Source organism: Rhodoferax sp. TS-BS-61-7, assembly GCF_002943465.1.
Classification (GTDB): domain Bacteria; phylum Pseudomonadota; class Gammaproteobacteria; order Burkholderiales; family Burkholderiaceae_C; genus Allorhodoferax.
The window spans coordinates 271,011-290,908 of sequence record NZ_PTQY01000002.1; the positions used below are offsets into that span (position 1 = coordinate 271,011).

Annotated in this window: 21 protein-coding genes; 8 read left to right on the forward strand and 13 right to left on the reverse strand. The window is 63.1% G+C overall.

From position 1 onward, the window contains the following. Positions 1–20: 20 nt before the first annotated feature. Complete coding sequence (locus C5F53_RS07150; protein WP_105260671.1) at positions 21–716, reverse strand: Bax inhibitor-1 family protein; 696 nt, start codon at positions 714–716, stop codon at positions 21–23. Positions 717–922: 206 nt separating this feature from the next. On the opposite strand from C5F53_RS07150, the gene C5F53_RS07155 reads away from it, so the two are divergent. Next, a complete protein-coding gene (locus C5F53_RS07155; protein ID WP_105260672.1) occupies positions 923–1,330 on the forward strand; it encodes a heme-binding protein in 408 nt (135 codons plus the stop codon). Between the two features lie 70 nt (positions 1,331–1,400). On the opposite strand, the gene hemP is transcribed toward C5F53_RS07155, so the two are convergent. The 6 genes from hemP to C5F53_RS07185 form a co-directional block, all read right to left on the reverse strand. After that, positions 1,401–1,613 carry a hemin uptake protein HemP gene (gene hemP / locus C5F53_RS07160; RefSeq protein ID WP_105260673.1) on the reverse strand — a complete coding sequence of 71 codons (213 nt, stop codon included), beginning with the start codon at positions 1,611–1,613 and terminating at the stop codon, positions 1,401–1,403. Beyond that, a complete protein-coding gene (locus tag C5F53_RS07165; protein WP_105260674.1) occupies positions 1,606–2,076 on the reverse strand; it encodes a hypothetical protein in 471 nt (156 codons plus the stop codon). Before C5F53_RS07165 ends, hemP begins: the two co-directional genes overlap by 8 nt. An 11-nt stretch (positions 2,077–2,087) precedes the next feature. Next, entirely contained in the window at positions 2,088–2,510 is a 423-nt protein-coding gene (locus tag C5F53_RS07170; RefSeq protein ID WP_105260675.1) for a biopolymer transporter ExbD, read from the reverse strand. 8 nt (positions 2,511–2,518) lie between these two features. Next, the gene (locus C5F53_RS07175; protein WP_105260676.1) at positions 2,519–3,235 is read right to left on the reverse strand and encodes a MotA/TolQ/ExbB proton channel family protein; all 717 of its coding nucleotides are present in this window, start codon (positions 3,233–3,235) and stop codon (positions 2,519–2,521) included. A gap of 44 nt (positions 3,236–3,279) precedes the next feature. After that, positions 3,280–4,002, reverse strand: a complete 723-nt coding sequence (locus C5F53_RS07180; RefSeq protein WP_105260677.1) for an energy transducer TonB — start codon at positions 4,000–4,002, stop codon at positions 3,280–3,282. A gap of 133 nt (positions 4,003–4,135) precedes the next feature. Further along, on the reverse strand, positions 4,136–4,351 hold the full coding sequence (locus tag C5F53_RS07185; RefSeq protein WP_105260678.1) for a bacterioferritin-associated ferredoxin: 216 nt from the start codon (positions 4,349–4,351) through the stop codon (positions 4,136–4,138). Positions 4,352–4,558: 207 nt separating this feature from the next. On the opposite strand from C5F53_RS07185, the gene C5F53_RS07190 reads away from it, so the two are divergent. Continuing rightward, positions 4,559–5,320, forward strand: coding sequence for an ABC transporter substrate-binding protein (locus C5F53_RS07190; RefSeq protein WP_105260679.1), 762 nt, complete (start codon positions 4,559–4,561; stop codon positions 5,318–5,320). A 55-nt stretch (positions 5,321–5,375) separates the two neighbouring features. On the opposite strand, the gene C5F53_RS07195 is transcribed toward C5F53_RS07190, so the two are convergent. The 5 genes from C5F53_RS07195 to bfr all read right to left on the reverse strand — a co-directional run bounded on the left by C5F53_RS07195 (position 5,376) and on the right by bfr (position 10,771). Further along, positions 5,376–6,488 carry a DUF1513 domain-containing protein gene (locus C5F53_RS07195; RefSeq protein WP_161499896.1) on the reverse strand — a complete coding sequence of 371 codons (1,113 nt, stop codon included), beginning with the start codon at positions 6,486–6,488 and terminating at the stop codon, positions 5,376–5,378. Positions 6,489–6,495: 7 nt separating this feature from the next. After that, positions 6,496–7,452, reverse strand: a complete 957-nt coding sequence (locus C5F53_RS07200) for an imelysin family protein (RefSeq protein WP_161499897.1) — start codon at positions 7,450–7,452, stop codon at positions 6,496–6,498. Between the two features lie 92 nt (positions 7,453–7,544). Further along, on the reverse strand, positions 7,545–8,990 hold the full coding sequence (locus C5F53_RS07205; protein WP_370446712.1) for a di-heme oxidoredictase family protein: 1,446 nt from the start codon (positions 8,988–8,990) through the stop codon (positions 7,545–7,547). Continuing rightward, positions 8,987–10,144 carry an imelysin family protein gene (locus tag C5F53_RS07210; RefSeq protein WP_201740814.1) on the reverse strand — a complete coding sequence of 386 codons (1,158 nt, stop codon included), beginning with the start codon at positions 10,142–10,144 and terminating at the stop codon, positions 8,987–8,989. Before C5F53_RS07210 ends, C5F53_RS07205 begins: the two co-directional genes overlap by 4 nt. 150 nt (positions 10,145–10,294) lie before the next feature. After that, on the reverse strand, positions 10,295–10,771 hold the full coding sequence (bfr, locus tag C5F53_RS07215) for a bacterioferritin (protein ID WP_105260683.1): 477 nt from the start codon (positions 10,769–10,771) through the stop codon (positions 10,295–10,297). A gap of 182 nt (positions 10,772–10,953) precedes the next feature. Here bfr and C5F53_RS07220 point away from each other — a divergent pair, with 182 nt between their 5' ends. The 4 genes from C5F53_RS07220 to C5F53_RS07235 all read left to right on the forward strand — a co-directional run bounded on the left by C5F53_RS07220 (position 10,954) and on the right by C5F53_RS07235 (position 13,864). Beyond that, on the forward strand, positions 10,954–11,268 hold the full coding sequence (locus tag C5F53_RS07220; RefSeq protein ID WP_105260684.1) for a hypothetical protein: 315 nt from the start codon (positions 10,954–10,956) through the stop codon (positions 11,266–11,268). Continuing rightward, the gene (locus tag C5F53_RS07225) at positions 11,265–11,486 is read left to right on the forward strand and encodes a hypothetical protein (RefSeq protein WP_105260685.1); all 222 of its coding nucleotides are present in this window, start codon (positions 11,265–11,267) and stop codon (positions 11,484–11,486) included. The genes C5F53_RS07220 and C5F53_RS07225 overlap by 4 nt, the downstream gene beginning before the upstream one ends. A gap of 75 nt (positions 11,487–11,561) precedes the next feature. Continuing rightward, a complete protein-coding gene (locus C5F53_RS07230) occupies positions 11,562–12,812 on the forward strand; it encodes a DUF2325 domain-containing protein (protein ID WP_105260686.1) in 1,251 nt (416 codons plus the stop codon). Positions 12,813–12,916: 104 nt separating this feature from the next. Next, positions 12,917–13,864, forward strand: coding sequence for a ChaN family lipoprotein (locus C5F53_RS07235; RefSeq protein ID WP_105260687.1), 948 nt, complete (start codon positions 12,917–12,919; stop codon positions 13,862–13,864). A 211-nt stretch (positions 13,865–14,075) separates the two neighbouring features. On the opposite strand, the gene C5F53_RS07240 is transcribed toward C5F53_RS07235, so the two are convergent. Then, a complete protein-coding gene (locus C5F53_RS07240; RefSeq protein WP_105260688.1) occupies positions 14,076–14,897 on the reverse strand; it encodes a pyruvate, water dikinase regulatory protein in 822 nt (273 codons plus the stop codon). Between the two features lie 222 nt (positions 14,898–15,119). Between C5F53_RS07240 and ppsA the strand changes: the two genes are divergently transcribed. Next, the gene (ppsA, locus tag C5F53_RS07245; RefSeq protein ID WP_105260689.1) at positions 15,120–17,513 is read left to right on the forward strand and encodes a phosphoenolpyruvate synthase; all 2,394 of its coding nucleotides are present in this window, start codon (positions 15,120–15,122) and stop codon (positions 17,511–17,513) included. Beyond that, positions 17,510–19,816, forward strand: coding sequence for a VC_2705 family sodium/solute symporter (locus C5F53_RS07250; protein ID WP_105260690.1), 2,307 nt, complete (start codon positions 17,510–17,512; stop codon positions 19,814–19,816). The genes ppsA and C5F53_RS07250 overlap by 4 nt, the downstream gene beginning before the upstream one ends. The last annotated feature ends 82 nt before the right edge of the window (positions 19,817–19,898 follow it).

The window sequence follows — 19,898 nt, forward strand, 5'->3', positions numbered from 1 at the left end:
GCAGGGGATGTGCGCGGTGTTTAGTCGCGTTCGCCACCAAAGATACCCAGCAGGGCCAACAGGCTCTGGAACACGTTGATGATGTCCAGGTACAGGGCCAGCGTGGCGCTGATGTAGTTGGTTTCGCCGCCGTCAATGATCTGCTTGATGTCGTACAGCATGTAGGCGCTGAAGATACCAATGGCTGCCATGGACATGGCCATCATGCCGGCGGTGGAACCGACAAAGGCGTTGATCACGCCACCGACCAGCAACACGATGGTGCCGACAAACAGCCACTTGCCCATGCCGGACAGATCACGCTTGATGACGCTGGCCAGCGAGGCCATCACCAAAAACACACCCGCGGTGCCGCCAAAGGCGGTGAACACGAGTTCAGCGCCGTTGCGGAAGCCCAGCACGTGGCCAATTAGCCGCGACAGCATCAGGCCCATGAAGAAGGTGAAGCCCAGCAGCACGGGCACGCCGGCGGCAGAGTTTTTGGTTTTTTCGATGGCGTAGATGAAACCGAACGCGCCGGCCAAAAACACCACCATACCCATGATGCCGCCCAGCGACTGGGTAATGCCGGTGGCCACACCAACCCATGCGCCCAAGACGGTGGGGACCAGGCTCAGGGCCAGCAGCCAATAAGTGTTGCGCAGCACTTTGTTGCGCTGTGCGGAAGATGCGCCATAGCCCAGGCTTTGGCCCATGGTGGTTATGCGATCGGTCATAGTCATTGCTCCTTGTTACTGCAGTCTGCAGGTGCAACCATTCTAGGGAAAAACAAGGCTTGCGCCGCATTTGGCCCCGCGATTGGCCGGGTTTTGTGCAGGGCTGTTCTGCGCTTGGCACGGTCAATGCTGCCTTGGCAAACGGTATGCTTGGGGTTTTCCCCCTCTCTCACTCTCTTTGCCCCCTATTTTTTGCAAGGTCTGCCATGAAAACCAAATCCGTACTCGAATTCGCTGATGTCAAAGCCATTGCCGCTGCGGCCGAAGCTGAAGCCCTGAAAAACAACTGGGCCGTCAGCATTGCCATCGTGGACGATGGCGGACACCTGCTGTCTTTCCAGCGCCTGGACGGAGCGGCGCCCATCTCCGCCCACATTGCACCCGGCAAGGCCCACACGGCCGCCATGGGCCGCCGCGAGAGCAAGGTGTACGAGGACATGATTAATGGTGGCCGCGTGTCGTTCCTGAGCGCGCCCAACCTGGAAGGCATGCTGGAGGGCGGTGTGCCCATCCTCAAAGACGGCCAATGCCTGGGTGCGGTGGGGGTGAGCGGCGTCAAGTCCAACGAGGACGCCCAGATTGCCAAGGCCGGGATTGCCGCCATCGGCCTGTAAGCCGCCAAGCTGCTATTAAAAGCATAGCTGCTCGCGCACTGTGAATGTGCGCTAGCAGCTATTTTTATGCCTATTTGGTGAGAATGAGTTTGCCCGACTTGGTGCTTTGCAGGCGGTAACGCTGGCCGTTGTGCTCAATCTCGATGGCCTGGCGGGGCCCCAGCAGGGCGCTGGATTGCAACACGTCGTGGTTCTCTCGCGCTTTCCCCGGCACCGGGGAAGGGGGACTGCGCGGTGTGGGCGAGGGGATCGGGCTGTCGCAGGCTTCTTGGGTGCTAGGCATACGAGAAACTCCGGCGCACGAGCTGCTGCCAGCGCTGCTGGCGGTGTTTGTAAAACCCCCAGGCAAACAGCCACACCAAGGGCGTAAGCCAGCCGGCCCGGATGTCCACTTGGTCGGTGTAGTGGCAGCCCTGCTCTGCCGCCTGAATGAAGATGCGGTGGTCCCAGCGCGAGATCAGTGTGCCCGAGCCGTTGTCGCGTAGCTCCACGGAGAAGTGGCCGTCTCGTTGCGTGTGGTCCTGGCCCGAGATACGCACCATCTGCCGCCCCAGCGGAATACAACCCAGCAGGTGCATGGCGACCTCGTACTCCCGCGCCTCCCACCGCGCAGGCAACTGCGGCGGGGTGATGGGCGTGAAGTGCACGAGTGGCTGCGCAATGTGCAGCAGCAGGCGCGGCGTTTGCACCTCGTCAAAGCAGCGCTCTGCGGTGCAGTCCAGGCGGGTTTTCAGGGTCAGCAGCATGGGCGCCTGCCTCAGGGCTTGGGTTCGGTGATGAAACCGATCTTGCGCAGCCCGGCCACTTGGGCCGCGCCCATGGCCTGAGCGACAAACTCGTAGCGCACGGTTTTGTCGCCGCGGATGTGCAGCTCTGGCTGCGGGTCCTTGGTTGCCTCGGCCTGCAACACGGCGGGCAAGGCGTCTGCGGCGACCGGGTTCTGGTTCAGGAAGTAGGCGCCCTGGGCGTCCACGCTGAGCTGAATGGTTTCTGGCTTGGCGTTTTGGGGCTGGCTGCTGGCCGTGGGCAGTTCCACGTTCACCGCGTGTTTCATCACCGGCACGGTGATGATGAAGATGATGAGCAACACCAGCATCACGTCCACCAGGGGCGTCATGTTGATTTCGTTCATCACATCGGCGTCGCCCTCTGCGCTGGCGTCTTGTATTCCGAAGGACATACCTTGCCTTATGCCTTCTTCATGGCAATGACCTTGCCGTCTGCCTGGCGGTTGCCCACGCGGGCACCCGTCACAAAGTAAGCGTGCAGGTCGTGCGCAAACCGGTTGAGCTTGGTCAGGATGGACTTGTTGCCACGCACCAGGGCGTTGTAGCCCAGCACGGCGGGAATCGCCACGGCCAGACCCAGCGCGGTCATGATCAACGCCTCACCAATCGGGCCTGCCACCTTGTCGATGGTGGCTGAGCCGGCGGCACCAATGCCCATCAGCGCGTGGTAGATGCCCCACACGGTGCCAAACAGGCCCACAAATGGCGCTGTGGAACCCACCGAGGCCAGAATCGCCAGACCGCCCTGGAGGCGCGCAGTACTGTCATCGATGCTGTTGCGCAGCGAGCGGCTGATCCAGTCGCTGATGTCCAGCGCATCGTGCAGCTGGGTTTGGGTGTTGCGGTGGTGGGCGGTGGCTTCCTCGCCGGTCTGGGCCAGTTGCACAAAGGGGTTGTCCTGCTGGGGGCCCAGGGCCTTCATGCCTGCGGAGAAGTCTTCGCTGTGCCAAAACGCTTCGGTACGCTGGCCCAGGGACTTGAATTTGAAAACGTCCAGTGCCTTGATCAGAATCACGATCCACGAGGACAAGGACATGATCAGCAAAAGCAGGGCGACGGCTTTGGTGACCCAATCGCCTTGGGTCCAGAGGGTCATGAGTCCGAGTTGCGATTCCATTTACTACTCCACAAAAAATCAGAAAGAGATACAGAAAAAAAGAACTACTGGAGCGTCCAGTTCACGGGCACGTCAAACCACATCGCCTCGGGCACGCCACCGCGTTTGCCTGGCACGTAGCGCCACTTGAGAATGGTGGTGACCGCCGCCTGGTCCAGCCGGTCAGAGCCGCTGGACGTCTTGACGCTGGCCTGGGATGCCTGGCCATCGGGACTGATCAGCACACGCACGACCACCTTGCCCTGTTCGCCAAGGCGCTTGCTCATGGAGGGGTAGGCCGGCAAGGGGTTGTTCAAATAGGCAGCGTCGCTGGATGGCAGCTCCACTTTGGGGGGCGCGGGCGGGGCGGGCGGTGCATTGGCCTTGCTGCCGGCATTGGTAGACGCGGGGGCGGGTGCCACGGCGGTGGGGGCTGCGGCGCTGGCTTCGGGGGCCACGGCCGAGGGCGCAATGGCCAGCGGCACCGGGGTGGGTTGTGGGGCGACGGCAGGGGCCGGTGTGGGCTGGACGGGTTTGGGCGTCACGGCCTTGGGCTGCACCTTGGGTTGCGGCTGCACCACCGGTTTGGGGGCAGGCGGCGCCGCAGGGGGGGACATGATCTCGACCAGGATTTCGGCAGGCACCACGGCCTCGGCCACGCGGCGCAGCAAACCGGTTTGCATGGCCCACAGCACCACCACGTGCAGGGCAATGACGCTGAGAACGATGGTGGTGTTGCGGCTCAGGGCAGGCAAGGCGCTGGGGCGGGGTAGGGCGGAAGTGGACATTGGTGGAGGAGGCCCAGGGAAGCTACCTGATCTTGCGTGCTATCGGTGAGGGGAGATGCAAAAAAGGAGGCGGAGAGATCAAAATCAATGCAAACAAGAAGCGTTCTTGTTTGTGTGCAAAAAAACGACCCACTTAGCGGGACATGGATACGGCAATCGGCATCCAACCCTGCTGGGCGATGCTGGCTTGGGCGTGGCACTTGTCGATGACTTCGCGTGCGCAGTCTTCACACTTGCCGCATTGGGTGGCCACACCCAGTTCAAACTGGATGTCGTCAAAACCCATGCCCTCGCTGGCGTGCAGAGCAATCTCTTTCTCGGACACACGGCGGCAGACGCAAACAATCATGGCAAATTGGGGTGGCTGGTGTTGATGGGTGGATTCTAAATGAGAATCTATCTTATTTGTATTCTATGTGAAGAAATATGTAGGCTGTGTGTGGCTTCAGTGAAGCAGGCCAGTGCGATACTGGCCGCCGTCGTTGTGATTGGAGTCTTCATGAGCCCACCGGATACAGGGGGGACTGGGGGCAAATGCCGGCCGTGGCTCTGCGCTGTGTTGGCCGGTTTATTGGTGTTGCCCACCGGCCCATTGCTGGCCCAAACCCCGCAGGGGATGGTGCTGGGAACATCGCGCCCGGATGGCAGTTATGCCGGACGAATGCTGCGGCGTACTTTCCAGGAGTTGTTCCGCCGTTTGGGAGTGCCGCTGGAGATGAAGGTGATGCCTTCGGCCCGGCTCACGGTGGAGCTGGCCGCTGACCGCATTGATGGTGAGGTGGCCCGCCCCCTGGCCTTTGCCGACAGCCAGCCTGGCCTGGTGCGGGTGGAAGAGCCCATCATGACCATTGGCTTTGCACTCTGGTCCATCCAACCCAGGCCCCTGTTGCTGCGCTTGGACCAGTTGGCGGACTCCGGCCTGTCGGTCAATTTCACGCGTGGCGTGGTGGAGTGTGAACGCCTGCTGCAAGGTCTGCTGCCGCCCCAACGCGTGGTGGATGTGACCACCACCGTCAACGCGCTGACCCTGCTGCAGATGGGGCGCAACGATGTGCACTGTGGCATCGATGCCGCGGTGTTGTCCGATGCCGGCAGTGCCGAGCTGGCGGGCCTGCCGCCACCCATCAAGCTGTTTTCGGTGGGTGAGGCGATTCCGCTGTACTTTTACCTGCAGCGCAAACACGCGGCGCTGGTGCCGCAGATCGATGCCGTGCTGAAAAAGATGAAGGCCGAAGGTGTGCTGGAGCAAATCCGCCGGGAGACGCTGGTGGAGTACAAACTCGCGCCGGTCTTGAAACCAGTAGCCCCCGCGCGCTAAGCCGCTGTTTAAGTATCAAACAGGGCTGTAGGCCATGTGGAATATGCGCAAGCAGCTATGTAAACGATAGCAAGGTGGCGTGATTGTCCCACGGCAAGGCCACGCCGTAGCGCTGCGGCTGCGGGGCGTGACTGCGGTAAAGCAGGGCCGCCGTGTCGCCGCCGACCATCCAGCGCTCACCGCCAGCTGCCAAGGCGCCAGCGCCAGCCAGGGCCTGGGTTTGCAGGCCTTCACCCGCGACAGACCACGACGCCAGCCAGCCCGCATGCGGCGCGCTGACCCAGAACCGGTTGTCTGCACAACACACGTCGCCCGCGTAACCGTCCCAGGCGTCGGGGGCTTGGCCCACTGCCCAGTCCACCGTGCGCAGGGTGTCACCCTGCAGCAGGGCCAGTGCGGGCGCGGCCTGGCGGTCCTGCGGCTGCGGGTGTTCGGCCTGTAGCGCAATGCCCAGCGTGCCATCGGGCGCAAAGGCCAGGTGGCGCAGGCTCAGGTAGTGGTCAGCCAAGCGGTACTGCGCCAGTACCTGGCCACTCTGCACGTCCAGCCGGGTCAGGTTGGAATCCATGCGGCCAATGTTGAGCTTGCGCCGCCCGGTTTCGGGCAGGTTCAGGATGCCGCCATTGGCCACCAGCAGCGTGCCGCTGGCTTCCAGCAATAGCGCGTGTGGACCAATGCCGCCGCTGGGAAATTCGCGCAGTTTCTCCAGCGTGTGCAGGTCGCGCTCGGCAATCAAGCCCTGGCCGGTGTCGCCGTCGGTTTCGGTGGTGAAAAAGGTCTTGCCGTTGGCGGACAGGGCTGCGTGGCCACCGAGGTAACGGTCGTCTTCCATGGTGTGCCACTGCAGGGCCTTGCCCCGCAGCGGGTCCATGCGCAGCAGGTATTCACCGGGCCGGCGGGCCAGCACCAGCGCCTGTGGCGCATTGCCTGGCGTGCCAGGCAGCACCAGCAACTGGTGCGCGCGTGCGGGCAGGGCGACGCCGCGGGGCGTTTGCTCTGGCGTCCACACGCCAGCCCAGGACTGTTCGCCGCGCATCCATGCGGTCAGCACCCGCGGGGTGTTTGGCGCGCGTGGCGTGGCGGCCCCGGCGTGCCAACCGCTGCCCGCCAAGCCGAGGGCGGTCACGGCCTGGCCCAGAAAGGCGCGACGGGACGGGTGAAAAGCCATGGAGGCGTTAGTCCCCATCGGCGTCGGTAAAACCCATGGTGATGGCCAGCACATCGCCTGCCAGGCCATTGGCCTGTGCCGAGATCTGGGCCAAAGCAGCCTGGGCGGCGCGCACCGACGCGGCGTTGCCAGGGCGTGCTGCTTGCACCGTGCGCAGCAGGGTGGCGGTGCGCTCTTGCAAGGTCAGGCTGTCGCGCAAATGGCCGCGGCCCAGCAGCAGGCTGTTGAGGCTGCCCGCCACCGGCCAGCCAGGGTTGGCGGCTTGGGTGGCCGCCCGCGCCGCGGGCGAGCCGATCAGGAAGGCTTGCAGGCCTTGTGCCTGGGCCAGCCAGGCGGCGGCGGTTTGGCCGCTGACACCACGCACCCAGGGTGCGCTGTCCTTGCCGCGGGTGTCGGGCACCATTTTTTTGATGCGCAACTGGTCCAGCCCGCCCACGGCCTGGCCAAACCACTCGCCGTACAGGGCCCAGGCGTCTTCCTCTTCCCATGCGGTATCGGCCAGGGTCTGGTAGCCCGCTTGCAGCGCCTGGCTCTCAGTCAGAATTTGCTGGGCCAGCACGCTGGCGTAGGTCTGCGCGTGGCCGCTGCCATCGGTCTTCCACAGCAGCCATTCCAGCGCGGGCAGGCCGCGTGCGGTGGCGCCCACGGTTTCCAGCTGCTGCACGCTGGTGACGCTGCCGCTCTCCAGCAGGCGCTGGATTTGGGCGGGGCGGGTCGGCCAAAAATCAATGGCGCGGGCCGAGCGCCGCTCCAGCAGCGGCCCCACGGCCACCGCCGCCAGCCGTTCCCAGGCCAGCATGGTGGCCACCCACCGCGGGCGGTGCTGTGCCCAGGGTGTTGTGCCGTGCGACAAAGATTGCGCCAGGGCCTGCGCAGCCTGCTGCAGGCTTGCTGCACTGGGCTGCAGGTGCTGCTTCAGCAGGCCCAGCACCATTTGGCTGGACGAGATAAAGGGGGCTGCCACTCGTGGAGTTGCTATGGTTTTAGGAGCTGATCGCGCAGTTTCCATGAGGGCTAGAGCCCCAAAAGGCATGTAAGTCAGCAGGGTGCGTCGTTTCACAAAGACTCCACAAAAGCCACCAGCGCTTGCCGGTCGCGGGCATTGAGTTGCAGCACGTTGTTTTTGGCCCCTTGCGCCTCACCACCGTGCCACAGAATCGCTTCGAGCACGCCGTTGGCCCGGCCATCGTGCAGCAGGCGGCGGTGGCCGTTGACGTCATGGATCAGGCCCACGCCCCACAGCGGCGGGGTTTTCCATTGCTGGCCGTTGGCTGCGTAGTCAGGGCGACCATCGGCCAGGTCCGGGCCCATGTTGTGCAGCAGCAGGTCGGTGTAGGGCCAGATTTTCAGGCCCTGCACCTTGGTGCTGGACAGGCGCGGGAACGGTGCCGCACCCGTGGTGTAGCTGGGGCGGTGGCAGGCACTGCACTGGGCCTGGGCAAACAGGGCCTGGCCGCGCACAACCTTGGCGTCGTTCACATTGCGCCGCGCCGCTGGCGCCAGCGTGGCCTGGTAGAAGATCACGTCCGCCAGTGTGCGCTCATCTATCTCGGGCGCCTTGCCTTGCGCGCCGCGGGGTGCGGCCAGGCAGTCTTTTTGCGTGAGCGTGCACGCCTCGTCGGGGTGCTGGGGTGAGGTGATGCCGATGTCGCCCAAAAACGCGCCTGCGGTCTGGCTCGCCAGGCTGGCCTGGTTGGCCTTCCAGCCAAAGCGGCCCACACGTTGGGCCTGGGCAAAGTCGTCCCACACGTGGTTGGGCTGGCCTTTGATCGGGCCCGCCGCAGCGGCTTGTGCCGCAGCGTTGGCCAGAATGTCGGATTCGGGAATGGCTTCGAGCAGGCCCACGCCCGCCATTTGCGGGGCGATGCGCGGGCTGATCATGGCGCCGGGTGCCAGCGGGCCGTAGGCCAGTTGGGTCAGGCTGTAGAGCGGTTTGCGCAGCGTGTAGGGCGTGCCATCGGCAAACTGGCCGCGCAGGGTTTGGTAGCGAATGCGGATTTGGCCTTCGGGCTGTACGCCCTGGATGGCCGCGTTGTTGAGCTGGTCGCCGTAGACCGGGTCGGGCACCACGCCACCGTGGGCACCCACGCCAGGCACGGACAGGCGCATCAGCAGCGCCACGGGCGGATCGCTCAGGCCCTTGCGGAAATCGGGCGGCGCACCGCGGCCGTCCTGCACATGGCAGCCGCCGCAGGAGCGCGCAATGAAATGCGGCCCCAGGCCATCACGCGCGGTGGTGGAGGCGGGGGCTTCCACCCAGTTGCGGCGGAAGAAAGAATTGCCCACCGCGAAACGCGCATTTTCTGCGTCGTCCAGCGTGGGCAGGGGCATGGAAAAGGCGTTGCGCCCGGTGGCAAACACCGTGGCCTCTGCGGCCGTGAGTTCACCTTGAACCACGCCGGAGAGGTCGGTATTGCTGTGGCCCCACAGGGGCCACGTCAAGCCAGCAACAGCGCCCGCCAGAGTCAGTACGAGGCCGACTTTTTGACGGGCTCGCATCATTTGGCCTGGGCCAGCTTGGTAATGCCCAAAGCGGCTGCCGCTTCGGTGATGTCCTTGGACTGTTGCACCAGGCTGTCAATCGTCTTTTGCACGCGGATACGGCCCGGCGCGTCCTTGTTGCCAACGATTTCGCGGTCAAACGGGGCCTGGATGGCGGTGGCATTGGCCACGCTTTGGGCGATCTGTTGGCTCACCTTGTCGGCCAGTGCGGCGTTTTTGGCGGCAACTAGGTCCTTGAGCGAAGCGCCTTGCACCATGCTGCCGTCCAAGCGCTTGTAGCTGCCCAGCCAGACGTTGGCAATGCCTTGGGCATTGGTCACCACATCGCGGTGGGTGTTGTCGGAGAAGCAGGAGTGTTCGTCTTCCTTGTCCTGCGTGTTCATGGCCACTTCCAGGCGTTCACCGGCCAGTTCACCGCGCGAGAGCGAGCCCATGCCGACAATGATCTTGCGCACGGATTGGATACCGCCTTGCTCAAACTTGGCGCGGTAGTTTTTGGCGCCGGGTGTCCAGGCCTTGACCAGGAAGCCGAGGTCGTCGATCAGCAGCTCGGTGGCGGTGACCAGGTAGGCACGGCGGCGGTCGGCATTGGGGGTTTTGCCGTCCACAAAGTCTTCAAACGAACGGTTGCCGGGACCGGTGTCGCTTTGGTCTTGGCCCCACAGCGAGAACTCGATGGCGTGCCAGCCCGCAGCAATGTTTTCTTCACCGCCACGTTCGTTGAGTTTGGACAGGCTGGCTTTGGTGATTTTGATTTTGGGGTTGTTCACCAAGCCGGCCTTGGGCTTGCCCGCCACGCTGTCGATGTAAGACTCGTCCAGCGGCCAGGCGTTGATGCGGCCCTCAGGCCCGTTGTCGTCGTCAATCGGGCCGCTGTAGAAGCGGAACACTTCGGTCTGGCCGTAGAACTCACGCGCAGCCAACCAGGCTTTTTTGGCGTCTTCCAGGCCTTGGGCCGATGGGGCTGCGGCAAACGCGGCGATGGCCTTTTGCAGGGTCTGGGCGCTGGTCAACACGTCGCTGTAGTTGGCGTGTACCAGGGTGGCGTAGTGCTGCACCACGGCTTTGGCATCGACGGTTTGCGCCTGGGCCGAGAAACCTGTGAGCAGGGCCGCACCGAGCAGCGTGGCGGTGAGGAAGTGTCGCTTTTGCATGAATGTCTTTCTGGAAAGTACAAAGAGGCTGCTGTGCAGAAAGCTGCATGGCAGGAACGGCATGTATGTTAATACAAATCGTTCTCATTTGTAGACCGAAGAAAGCGCCCTTGTGATCGGGCGCAAAAGCGGGGAGTGCTTGCGTACGTGTTAGGACAGCTCGCCCATCTGGCTCTGCAGGTAGTTCTGCAGGCCTACCTTGCCAATCAGCTCGATCTGGGTTTCCAGAAAGTCGATGTGCTCTTCGGTGTCGTCCAGAATTTTTTGCAGCAGGTCGCGCGAAACATAGTCACGCACCGATTCGCAGTGGGCGATGCCGGCTTTGATGGTGGCCTGGGCACCAACTTCGGCTTTCAAGTCGCATTCCAGCGCTTCGGGCACGTTTTCGCCGACCAGGATCTTGGCCATGTCCTGCACATTGGGCAGGCCGTCCAGCGTGAAGATGCGGTCCATCAACAGGTCGGCATGTTTCATTTCGCCGATGGATTCGGAGTATTCCTTCTTGGCCAGCTTGTCCAGGCCCCAGTGTTTGTACATGCGGTAGTGCAAAAAGTACTGGTTGATGGCGGTGAGTTCGTTCTTGAGCTGGGCCTGCAAATGGGCAATGACTTGTGCGTCACCTTTCATGGGGAACTCCTTGTATTGGTATGGAAAGCGCGATTATCCCCACCGGCTTCGATTGCAGCGAATCCGGTCCCTTGGAATAACCCCCAAACAAGAACTATAAAAATATTGCAAATGAGAATGATTCGCATATACTGAGTCCATTCATACAACAGTCAGCACACGGATACCACCAAGGAGAGACCATGCAAAGCACCGCAGCCCCGCATTACAACGAGGAGTACACCATGCCCTGTGCCGAGGCCTTGCTGGCTGGCACCATGGCACTGATGACGGGCCACGTGCAGGCCTGTTGCGGTGCGCACCGGGAGGCCATGGCAGGGAAAATCGTGTCGAATCTCACAGCGCTGGCCGAAGATCCACTGCTGTCCCCCGGTTTCAAAACCTTGCTGTGGGCCTTGCGCCAGCGCTGGCAAAACCAGGGGCAGGGTGCCGCGCTGGCGCAGTTGCCGGCCACCGAGCGCAGTCTCTGGCACCACAGCCCGGAGGTGGTGCAGTGAGTTCGGCCGTAGAAGCTTTGCTCGAAGGCCACACGCCCGCAGCCCGACATGGCAAGCGCAGTGCCTACCGGGCCATGTGTGCCTGTTGCGCCCCGGAGCCCGAAGCCCTGGAGGGCAAACCCCAGCGTCGCAGCGTCAACCGCCCGACCTTGGCCTGGCGCACCCGTCTGGCAGCGCAGCAAGCGCTGGCAGAGGGCGCAGGTGAAACCAGCGTTTGAAGGTAAAAAGTGCCAATAGCCCTTACAGGTACTGCGCAAGCAGCTATTGAAAAAATAGCATTAGGAGGCCAGCCCATGCTGAAGAATCTGCCTAGCCCCGAGATCCATTGCCACCAGGAACATGTGGCACCACCGTCATCCGGTTCCCGGCGCCGGCGCTTGTGGGACTTGGACCACCATTGCCATTGCCCCCTGGTGGGGGTGAGCCTGCCCATCGACACCTTGCGCCGTCTGGTCAACAAGGCGCTGGGCGGCAGTGCGGTGGCCAACGACTACGAGGTGCATGCAGGCGCCGTATCGGAATGCGCACGCCGCTGCAAACTGTCGGAGCTGATGCAGGACGAGCTGGATGCGCGGTACGTCCGCGAGATCCAGACCTTCAAAGCGGCCAAAAGTGCGTTGGCCGTGGCGGAGTTGTGGATCAAGTACCTGAAGGCGGGTGACGTGGCGGGTGCCTTTTGGGCCGCGCTCTCGCATCCGCGTTGTGACATGCCGCTGCAGGAGGCCATGTGCAAGGACCTGCACATGTTCCAGCACCAAGCTGGCGCCGGTGTGCGCCTGGAGATTGCCCGTTTTAACGCACTGGCAGAAGAAAACGCCGTGCTGGGCCGGGAGCTGGGCAAGGTGCAAGAGCGCATCACCCGGGTCATGGCACAAAAGACGGCGGACATCGAACGTCTCAACGCCGAGTTACTGCAGGTGCGTGCCGAGGCCATTGCCAAAGACAGCCGTATCGTTTTTATGGCGCAGGATCTGGAAGCCCTCCAAGCCTCCATTCCCCAACTGGAAGACAAGCAGCGCCTGCAAAAGCGGGTAGACCAAATGGCCCAACGCCAGCAGGAGCTGGAAGCGCAGAACGGTGACTTACGGCGCCGGCTGGCCGTGGCAGAACGCGTGGCTGCCGAGCGCGCGGGGCTGGAGCGGGTGGCCATGGGAGCCGAGGCCGGTGCGCTGCAGGATGTGCAAGCCATGGTGGTGCAGTTGCACCAAAAAATGGTGCTGTGTGTGGGGGGGCGCAGCGGCAACATTGCCAACTACCGCGATGTGGTGGAGCGCGTGGGTGGCCGCTTTGCGCACCACGATGGTGGGGTGGAGGACAACGCCTCGGTGCTGGATGCCAACCTCGCGGCCGCTGACCTGGTGATTTGCCAGACCGGCTGCATCAGCCACAACGCCTACTGGCGAGTCAAAGACTTTTGCAAACGCACCGGCAAACGTTGTGTGTTTGTGGAGAACCCCAGCGCGTCTTCGCTGGAGCGTGGTTTGGCCCAGATTGCCATCGCCAAGCCGGCAGTCGACGTGCTGGTACCGGAACTGCCACGCTGACGCCAGGCGCTGTTGGCATGTAAAACACAGCTTTTACGGTGAGGGCACCGTTCACCGGGAGCACCTTCGGGGGCTCCCGGTTTTTTTACCTACCCACGCAACGTATGACGACCAAAATCTTGCTCACGACCATGCATCTCTGTCTGGGCCTGTGCCTGGGGACGGTGGTGATGGCGCAAACCCCAACCCCAACACCACCGCCCCATGTGCTGCAGGGCCGCATCTGGGACACCCGCGCCCAGCAGTTCATCACGGAAGACGCGCTCTACCAGCGTGCTGCCGTCGCGCGGTATGTGTTGCTGGGTGAAAAACACGACAGTGAGGCCCACCACGCACGCCAGCTCGATGTGCTCAAAGGTTTGGCTGCTTTGGGGGCCAAACCCGCCCTGGCCATGGAGCAGATGGATTCGGAACACCAAACCGCATTGACCCAGGCCCAAGGTGCCGGACAGGCCGATGCCGAAGCCCTGGCCGATGCGGGCCAGCTCAACCGCAAGGGCTGGCGCTGGCCTATGTACAAAGACCTGATGGCCTTTGCCGCCCAGCACCGGTGGCCGCTGCGCGCCGCCAACCTGTCACGCACCGAGGCGCGCAAAATTGCTCTGGGTGAGCGCACCCCCAACTTGCCCGCGGCCACGCCGGAGCAACAGGCCGCGCTGGAGAACGATGTGGTGCAAGGCCACTGCGGTTATCGGCCCGAGACTGCGCGCCTCAATGGCATCGTGGCGGCGCAGCGTGCGCGAGACGCGCGCATGGCCCAGACGATGGATGCTGTGGGTGGCCCGGTGGTGCTGATTGCCGGTGCCGGCCATGTGCGTGCCGACCGTGCCGTGCCACGTTATCTGGCGGCGCCTGCGCAGGCACTGAGCATCGCCATGGTGGAAACCGTGGCTGGGCAGGCCCGTCCCGCCGACTACGACCGTGCGGGGTTTGATGTGTTGTGGTTCACCGCAGCGGGCGAGGATCGACCCGACCCCTGCGCCACACCTCTGCCGGGCCTGGCGGCGCCTGCCGCACCGGGGGCGGCTCCGTCGGCCAGCCCCAAGCCCTGAAAGAACGCGGGCATCGTCGCGTTGTCCCAGTCGCGTTTTATGAGAGAAATGGGCCTCTAGGCCCCGTGGAATATGCGCAAGCAGCTATCAAATTAATAGTGAATGGGCGGCGGAGTGTGGGGGCCAACCAGCCGCCGGGCCGCCCCAAGGCGGGTTAACCCCCTCTGGGGGCAGCGACCCGCGTAGCGGCGGAGCGTGGGGCTTTATCCCATCAGTACACCAGCCGCTCCGGGTGGATCTCCTGCAGGATGGTGGTGGCAATCTCTTCGATGGACTTGGTGGTGGTGGACAACCAGCGGATGCCGGCGCGCCGCATCATGGTCTCGGCCTCGGCCACTTCCATGCGGCAGTTCTCCATAGAGGCGTATTTGGAGTTGGGGCGCCGTTCGTTGCGGATTTCGCTCAGGCGTTCGGGTTGGATCGTCAGGCCAAAAATCTTGGCCTTGTGCGCCACCAGCGCCGGCGGCAGCTGGCGGCGTTCAAAGTCTTCGGGGATCAGCGGGTAGTTGGACGCCTTCAGGCCGTATTGCATGGCCAGGTAGAGCGAGGTGGGGGTTTTGCCGCTGCGGCTCACACCCACCAGAATCACGTCGCTTTGCTCCAGGTCGCGGTTGCTCTGGCCGTCGTCGTGTGCCAATGAGAAGTTGATCGCCTCAATGCGGTCCTGGTACTCCTTGCTCTTGCTGGCGTCGCTGAAGCGGCCAATGCGGTGGTTGGATTTGATGCCCAGCTCGTTTTCCAGCGGGTGCACAAACATGCCAAACATGTCCAGCAGCATCCCCTGGCAGCCCTCCTGAATCACCTTCAGCACCTCCATGTTCACCAGTGTGGTGAACACAATCGGTTTGTTGCCATCCACCACGCCCGTGTGGTTGATCTGGCGCACCGCTTGGTAAGCCTTGTCGGCCGTGTCCACAAAGGGCAGGCGCACGTGGCGTGCCTTCATCTCAAACTGGGCCAGGATGGCGTTGCCAAAGGTTTCGGCGGTGATGCCGGTGCCGTCGGAAATGAAAAATACGGTGCGTTGGGGCATGGTGGGTGGGTCCGGGATGTCAGTGATTTGCAAGCGCAGGCGGGTTTTCCGTAGTCTGACCTACTGCGTCCGCCACCTACAATCACCGCAATTTAGCGCATTTGGTAACCGGTTCGTTATCCAGAACACCAACAACAGAAAACGAACGGTCGTGCGCTTGCGGCAGGCGGGTGACATCTCCCCGCGGGGCCCTGTAAAGGTTTTAACTTCTGGAGCATTCCTATGTCTAATCTTTTCAACCCGACCGACCTGGTCGTCCCCTTCGAGCTGCTGCGCATGGCCGATGTGGAATCCGTGGGGGGCAAGAACGCCTCCTTGGGGGAGATGATTTCGCAACTTCCCCAGGGTGTGAAAGTGCCCACGGGCTTCGCCACCACGGCCCATGCCTTCCGCCAGTTCCTGGCCCATGCCGGCCTGGCCGACAAGATCAGCGCCAAACTCAAGAATCTGGATACTGAAGACGTGCGCGCGCTGGCCGTGGTGGGTGCCGAAATTCGCGCGATGGTCGAGGCCCAGCCTTTCCCGGCGGATCTGGAAAAAGCCATCCGCGAGGCCTTTGTCACGCTGTCCGCAGGAAACGCCCAAGCTAGCTTTGCCGTGCGCTCCTCCGCCACGGCCGAAGACTTGCCTGATGCGTCGTTTGCCGGCCAGCAGGAAACCTTCCTCAACGTGGTCGGCATTGAAGACGTGCTGCACAAGATGAAAGAGGTGTTTGCCAGCCTCTACAACGACCGCGCCATCAGCTACCGCGTGCACAAGGGTTTTGCCCATGACGTGGTGGCACTTTCTGCCGGTGTGCAACGTATGGTGCGTTCCGACCTGGGCGCAGCGGGTGTGATGTTCACCATCGACACCGAATCCGGTTTTGACCAGGTGGTGTTTATCACCAGCAGTTACGGCCTGGGCGAAACCGTGGTGCAGGGCGCCGTGAACCCCGACGAGTTCTACGTGCACAAGCCCATGCTCAAGGCGGGCAAACGTGCGCTGATCCGCCGCAACCTGGGCTCCAAGCTGTTGCAGATGGTGTTCACCTCGCCCGAGGAAAAGGCCGCCGGCGGCAAGCTGGTCAAAACCACCGACGTGCCCACCGAGTTGCGCAACCGCTACTCGCTGACCGACGCCGACGTGGAGCAACTGGCCCGCTACGCGCTGGTGATTGAAGAGCATTACGGTCGCCCCATGGACATCGAGTGGGGCAAAGACGGCATCGACGGTGAGCTCTACATCCTGCAGGCCCGCCCCGAGACGGTCAAGAGCCAGGCCGGCAACCAGGCCGAGTACCGCTACAAGCTCAAGGGCAAAGGCACGGTGCTGGTGGAAGGGCGTGCGATTGGCCAAAAGATTGGCACCGGCCCCGTGCGCATCGTGCACAACATCAATGAGATGGACCAGGTGCAGGCCGGCGACATCTTGGTCACCGACATGACCGACCCGAACTGGGAACCGGTGATGAAACGCGCCAGCGCCATCGTGACCAACCGCGGCGGCCGCACCTGCCACGCCGCCATCATCGCGCGTGAATTGGGTATTCCGGCCGTGGTGGGCTGTGGCAATGCCACCGACCTGCTGAAAGACGGCATGCTGGTGACGGTGAGCTGCGCCGAGGGCGACACCGGCTTCATCTACGACGGCCTGCTGGAAACCGAAGTGTCCGAGGTGCAGCGCGGCGAGATGCCCGAAATTCCCGTCAAGATCATGATGAACGTGGGCAACCCCCAGCTGGCGTTTGACTTTTGCCAGCTGCCCAACCAGGGCGTGGGCCTGGCCCGGCTGGAGTTCATCATCAACAACAACATTGGTGTGCACCCCAAGGCCATCCTGGATTACCCCAACATCGACAGCGACCTGAAAAAGGCGGTCGAGTCGGTGGCCCGGGGCCATGCATCGCCACGCGCCTTCTACGTGGACCGTGTGGCGGAGGGCGTGGCCACCATTGCCGCGGCCTTCTGGCCCAAGCCGGTGATCGTGCGCCTGTCGGACTTCAAGAGCAATGAGTACCGCAAGCTCATCGGCGGTAGCCGCTACGAGCCCGAGGAAGAGAACCCCATGCTGGGCTTCCGCGGCGCCGTGCGTTACACCAGCACCGAGTTTGGTGAGGCCTTTGCCATGGAATGCGAAGCGCTCAACCGCGTGCGCAACGACATGGGCCTGACCAATGTGCAGGTCATGGTGCCGTTTGTGCGCACCTTGGGCCAGGCCAAAAAAGTGACCGAGCTGCTCGGCCGCCACGGCCTGCGCCGTGGCGAGAACGAGCTGAAGCTGGTAATGATGTGCGAGATCCCGAGCAATGCCATCCTGGCAGACCAGTTCCTCGAATACTTCGACGGTTTCTCTATCGGTTCCAACGACCTGACCCAGCTCACCCTGGGGCTGGACCGTGACTCGGGCCTGGAGCTGCTGGCGGCGGACTTTGATGAACGCGACCCGGCGGTCAAGGCGCTGATCAGCCTGGCCATTGACGCTTGCAAGCGCCAGGGCAAGTACATCGGCATCTGCGGCCAGGGCCCCAGCGACCACCCCGACTTTGCGCAGTGGCTGGAAGAGCAGGGCATTTCCTCCATCTCCTTGAACCCTGACTCGGTGGTTGCCACCTGGCAGCAGCTCGCCAGCAAATGACCGGGGGGGCAAGCCCACGCCGGTGGCACCTGCATGCAGGGCTGCTGGCGCTGTGGTTTGCCGTGTCGTTTGGCGTGGTGTTTTTCGCCTACGACCTGCAACAAGAAGTCCTGTCCTGGCCCGTGGGTTTCTGGTTCGCGGCCCAGGGCGCGGTACTGGCCTTCATTGCCATCGTGGTGGTGTTTGCCTGGCGGGTGAACCAGCGCAACACCGAAACCCTGGACTTCGACCCTGTGGTGTACCACCGCTACGAGCGGCGTCTGCACCGCCGTTTTGGCCTGTACGTGTTGTCGGTGCTGTTGTTCATTGCGGCATTGGCGGTGGCCGAGGGCATGGGATTGTCCAAACCCTGGGTGGCGGGCATTTTCTTGTCGACCACCCTGGTGCTGTACGCCGTTATCGGCGTGGTCGGCCGCACGGCCGATGCCAACGAATACTACGTGGCGGGGCGACGTGTACCTGCCATGTACAACGGCATGGCCACGGCGGCGGACTGGATGAGTGCGGCCTCCTTCATCAGTATGGCCGGGGGCTTGTATTTGCAGGGCTTTTCAGGAGCCGGCGGGCAGCCCGGTGGTTTGGCCTATGTGCTGGGCTGGACGGGCGGTTTTTGCCTGGTAGCCCTGCTGGTGGCACCCTACCTGCGCCGCATGCGGCTGTACACCGTGCCTGACTACTTTGCGGTGCGTTTCGGAGGGCGCTGGCCGCGCATGCTGGCCGCCCTGGCGGCGGTGTTGTGTTCTTTCACCTATGTGGTGGCACAGATCTACGGGGTGGGCCTGATCACCTCGCGGTTGACCGGCGTGCATTTCGAGATTGGCATTTTGCTGGGGCTGGGTGGTGTACTGGTGTGTTCGTTTTTGGGCGGTATGCGGGCCGTGACCTGGACCCAGGTCACCCAATACGTGATCATCATTCTGGCGTTCCTGATACCCGTGTCCTGGCTGTCTTACAAGCAGACCGGCAACCCGCTGGCGCCCTTGGCCTATGGCCAGCAGCTGGGCAAGATTGCCGAGCTGGAGCGCCAGTTCAAAGAGTCGCCCGCTGAGCAAGAGGTCATCAGCATTTATGCCCGGCGTGCCCAGGAGCTGGAGCGCAAGCTGCAAAACGTGGAAGAGGCCTTGCAGCAGGAGCGCCAGGAGCTGCGCCGCCAATTGCGTGCGCTGGGGGAGCAGAAAGCCGACGATGCCCACGCCCAGCATTTGCGCCGTGAGCTGGCTGCCCTGCCCAAAGATGTGGATGCGGCGCGCGATCGCTGGACCAAGGCCCTGGCTGACAACCAGGAGCGTGCCCAACCCCTGGGCGGCATGCCCGCCCATACGCGCCCCTATGCCGGCAAGCCAGACGGCACGCCGCAGGAGCAGAAAGACTTTGACAACTCCCGGGCCAATTTTTTGGCCTTGATGTTTTGCCTGATGGTGGGCACGGCGGGTTTGCCACATTTGCTCACGCGTTACTACACCACGCCCTCGGTGGCCGAGGCGCGGCGATCGGTGGCCTGGTCCCTGGTGTTCATTGCCTTGTTGTATCTGTCGGCCCCGGCGCTGGCGGTGCTGGTCAAGTACGAGGTGATGGCGCATTTGGTCGGGCGGCCCATGGATGCGCTGCCGCATTGGATCGCCCAGTGGGCACGTGACCCGTCCTTGCTGATGGCGGTGGACGTGAATGGGGACCGGATATTGCAGTTTGCCGAGCTCAAAATCGGCCCGGACCTGGTGATGCTGGCGACGCCGGAGATTGGCGGCTTGCCGTATGTGGTGTCGGTGCTGGTGGCGGCGGGGGGCTTGGCCGCAGCCTTGTCCACGGCCGACGGCTTGTTGCTTACCATTGGCAATGCGCTGGCCCACGATGTGTACTTTGAGGGCAATAGCAACAAGGCCCAGGCCATGCGTCGGGTGATGTGGTCCAAGTTTGCCCTGCTGGTGGTGGCCTTGCTGGCGGCCTATGCAGCGGCGCAGCGGCCTGCGGGCATTTTGTACCTCGTGTCTGCATCCTTCTCCTTGGCCGGCGCCGCTTTTGTGCCGGCCATGGTGCTGGGCATCTTCTGGCCGGGCATGACCCGCGCGGGGGCGGTCGGCGGCATGTTGACCGGTTTGGGCGTCACCGTGTATTACATGGCGATCAACCTGCCGGTGGTGCGCCAGGCGCTGGGTCTGCAGGGTGATGGGCTGTGGTGGGGTATCCAGCCCATTTCGGCCGGCGTGTTCGGCGTGCCTGCGGGTTTTGTCGCGGGTGTGCTGTGCAGCTGGTTGGGTCGCCCCGACCCGGTTCCTGAGCGGGATTTGGCCCCCCATCTTGGCTGAGCTATAATCTTGGGCTTCGCCTTGCTGCACCCTGTTTAGACGCCGGGGGCAGCTTACTTAATCCCAGATGCTGGGAAATCCT